2 protein-coding genes are annotated in these 4,083 nt (G+C 47.4%); both read left to right on the top strand.

The window, feature by feature from the left end; all coding sequences use genetic code 11:
- Positions 1 to 2,700 (top strand): TonB-dependent receptor (locus VN105_RS05820; protein ID WP_325638846.1); only part of this gene is annotated, 2,700 nt, incomplete at its 5' end.
- Between the two features lie 20 nt (positions 2,701 to 2,720).
- Positions 2,721 to 3,869: a hypothetical protein gene (locus VN105_RS05815; protein ID WP_325638844.1), complete on the top strand. Its 1,149-nt coding sequence runs from the start codon at positions 2,721 to 2,723 to the stop codon at positions 3,867 to 3,869.
- The last annotated feature ends 214 nt before the right edge of the window (positions 3,870 to 4,083 follow it).

Genomic DNA, 4,083 nt, shown 5'->3' with positions numbered 1-4,083 from the left:
GAAAACAATACCCCTATTCCCGGTGCAACCATCCGCATAGGCGTGAAAGGCGGCAGCACTGACGACGACGGGAAGTTTTCCATTCCTGTACCTGCCGGCGCCCATGAGGCCACCGTTAGCGCCGTGGGATATGGTACTGTTGCCATCACCGGTATCACCATTAAAGCAAATGAAACCTTCGCCGTGAAAGTTTCCCTGAAAATAGCAAAAGGTCAGCTGGCGGGAGTAACCATTGCATCCAGGAAAATACGGGAAACGGGAAGCGTAGCTTCCGTTATTGATGAAATACACCACGCCGATGCGGTGGTGAGCGGTATTTCAAAAGAACAGATTGCCCGGAGCCAGGACAGGGATGCAGCGGAGGTTATACGCCGGATCGCCGGCGTCAGTATCATACAGAACAGGATGGTCGTTATCCGCGGTTTATCGCAACGCTATAACCCCGTGATGCTGAACGGACTGATGGCGCCCAGTTTTGAACCGGACAGCCGCGCATTCAGTTTTGACATCTTACCTTCCCCGTTAATAGACCGGATCATGATCTACAAAACCGCCGTACCTGAGCTTCCCGGCGATTTTGCCGGCGGCGTCATTAAAGTGCATACCACCGAGATGCCTGCGAAAAACGCATTTAACGTTAGCTACAGCGCATCCTATAATCCCTTTACCACTTTTAAAGATTTCAGGGAACAGCGCCAGGGCAGCAGGAACTGGCTGGGATACGACGACGGTACCTATAGCCTGCCAAAGGAAATAGGATCCGGCAGGGTGGACACATGGACGCCGGAAGAAAAAAGAGCCCTCACGCCGAAATTTGCGGATAACTGGGATCTCTATCCACGGAAAGCGCCCGTAGACCATCGTTTCAACCTGGATTTCGCAAAGCGGTTCACCTGGGGAAAATCGTCGCGGCTGGGAATTGTCGGCGCATTCAACTACGCCAATACCTACCGCTATGTAATCGTTTCCCAGAATACAACAGCGATCATGAGTGATGTATATTCCAGCACTTATAAATTTTCCGATCAAACCTACGACCACAACGTAAGGCTAAACGGTATGCTGAATTTATCGCTCGACATCAACAAAAATCACCGGATCAGTTTTAAAAATCTTTATACCCATATGGGAAATACCAATGCGGTACTCCGCAACGGTGAAACAGGACTTGCTGCACCGGATGGCTCCGGCCTCTATGAAAACCAGTACGTGCGCCAATACATCCTGTCCAACAGTTTCAGGGGAATTTATACCACACAGCTGAGCGGGCAACATACACTGCATCCCGGTACGCAAATTAACTGGACCGCCGGATACACCAAAAGCAGGTACGACGATCCCGACCAACGTTACCGCACCCTGAAAAATGAGAAGAAATTTTATTATCATGATTCGTCACTGGTGGAATATTTCTATGGCGGGTATTACCGCGGCAGAAGATATACGACTTTACCGGAAGAAATTAAGACGGTGGCCCTGGATATTGTGCAACCGCTGAAAATTGCCAACGCCGCCGTAATTTTAAAAACAGGAATTTATGTGGAAGATAAAGAAAGACGTTTTGAATACCGGCAGTTCAACCTGGAAAACGATGATGTACAGGGAAGCCGTATTACGGAGATCTGGGGCGCTCAAAACAGCTACACCGCCCAAAACGATCTAAAGGCCGTTTACCTGGCAGCTGAAATTCCCTTTACCTCCAAACTGAAGCTGTATGGCGGTCTTCGTATAGAAGACAATACCCAAAAACTACAGACTTACAGCTGGCAGCTCGGTGGCGGTAGCGACAACGGGCAGGTAAACCTTCACCGGCAAAACACCAGCAAACTTCCATCCTTCAACCTTAGCTATTCCTATACCGAAAAAAATCTGCTGCGCGCCGCTTATTCGAAAACATTAAACCGTCCGGAGTTCAGGGAAATATCCACCTTTTACTACATGGATTTCATGACCTACCGGCTCGCGTATGGAAACGAAAATCTGAAAACCCAAACGGATATCGACAATATTGACCTCCGCTTCGAACATTACCCCGGTACCGGCGAGATCTTTACAGCAGGAGTATTCTACAAAAAGTTCAGGAACCCGGTGGAATTTTACTACTATAACAGCACGAGTGGCCGGAACAGCTTCCGGTGGGACAATGCCCTTTCAGCCACCAATTACGGTGCGGAAGTGGAACTGATGCTGGGTATGCAACGTTACTTCAACGGCAACACCAACGTCAGCAAAACTATGCAGCACCTTTCCGTACTGCTGAATACTGCGTATATCTACAGCAAGGTAGACCTGGGCCCCCGCGCCGGGCTGCAGGACAAAAACCGGCCGCTGACAGGACAATCCCCTTACCTCATCAATGCCGGTTTAAACTATACCAACTTAGCAACCGGCTTAAAACTGAATGCCAGTTACAACCGGATTGGTAAGCGCCTCACTACCGTTGGCAATATCGATAACGCCAGTGTATATGAAATGCCCCGGGATGCACTGGACCTCAGTTTCTCCCAACTTATCGGGAAACTCGTAGAAATTAAAGGCGGTGTACAGAATGTACTGAACAGCCGGTTTCTCCAGGTACAGCAGGCAGCGGATATTAAGGCCATTGCAGAAAAAACCGACGACACCATTAACGGGGACAATATCTTCCATTCCTTTTATACCGGCCCTTATATTACACTGGGCGTTGGGTTAAAACTATAATCTATCTTAAAAAAATATACATGAAACATATTGTTATCATACGCTTCCCTTTATTATTGTTCATGATCGCCATGGCAACCTATTCCTGCCAGAAAAAGGAAGCCGTATTTACCTTCGACATACATGAACCGCCCCCACCACCACCGCCGCCGCCGCCACCGCCGCCGATCAACGAAGGCGTAAAAAACGTTACGTTCCTTTTTAATGACACCACCTTAAAAACGAGCATGGTAGCCCGCAAAACCTTTACGGAAACTCAACAGGTATCCGGCCGCTATTGTGATGGGATGGAACTGGTGTTCAGGCTGGACAACAACAACGCCACCGATGGGTTCCAGCAGCTCAAGGTAAAACTTCCGTTAAACAACAAAGGCGAACTGGAAAAAGGGAAGTACATTGTTGAAAACAATACCGTAACCGAAGGAGGCAACATTGATATCATGTACAGCAAAGGGATGTTCACTAATGTATTTGAAGATGCGGCTTTCAGCACCGGAAAAGATAAATTTAACTTCAGCATGTACCTGCGGATGGAAGAAGTGGACAGCGCTACACACAGACTGGCGGGTGTTATCGACAGCCTGACCATTACCAGCAAAGCAGATACCACTAAAAAAATAACCGTTAAAAACGCGGGGTTCAATTTGTTCTTCGATCATTTCGAACTGTACCTGGATGGTGAACTGGCCTACGAAGGCACCACCACTCCTTATGACAACTGGGTGCCGTATATTTACGGATCTGAAACCAATGACTATATCTCCCAGGTTTACCCCCAGTTGTACGCCACCAATGACAAGGTGCCCTTTAAAAGCAAAGCGAATGTTAGCCTCGTATTTATAACCCCAACAATAGAAGGCAGCATCAGCAAAATGATGTCGCCCTACCCGTATGATAATTCGTCTCCGGAATTTCTGCTGATCTTCCCCAACGAACCGGTGCAGATCGACGGTGAAGATATCGCCGTTATACAACCTGTCGGGAAATATGATGCAGTTATTGAAAAAGCGGAGGCAATGATTAACGTCCGGGCTACTGTAACGACTGATTCCGCTAAGCTCGTTATGCCGGAGAAATACGATGATGAGGGGAACAGGATTCCACCGGCTTATTTGAAAAGTTCACCGGTGTATAAGGTGAAGATATCGTATACACAGAAACGGTTGTAGTGCTATGGGTAAAACGCCGCAGATATTATCTTATCTGCGGCGTTCTTATTGCACGATCTTAATTATGTATAGGTGTATCCTGCTTATATGATGCCCCATTTAAACTATCTCTTTCCCAGTATTCTTTTATTCTTCTATTGTAAGTATCAATCTGCCTTTTTAGCCTTTGCTCTTTGGAATACCGGAAACAAAAGAATATCACAACAATGGCCAG

The sequence above is a fragment of the Chitinophaga sp. genome, assembly GCF_035564935.1.
GTDB lineage: Bacteria > Bacteroidota > Bacteroidia > Chitinophagales > Chitinophagaceae > Chitinophaga.
The sequence above is the reverse complement of the archived record's forward strand: the minus strand, read 5'-3'. Positions and strand labels throughout refer to the sequence as shown.

Bases quoted from the DNA above. Each gene is read 5' to 3' on its own strand.
- VN105_RS05815 (WP_325638844.1), top strand. From the start codon at position 2,721: ATGAAACATATTGTTATCATACGCTTCCCTTTATTATTGTTCATGATC.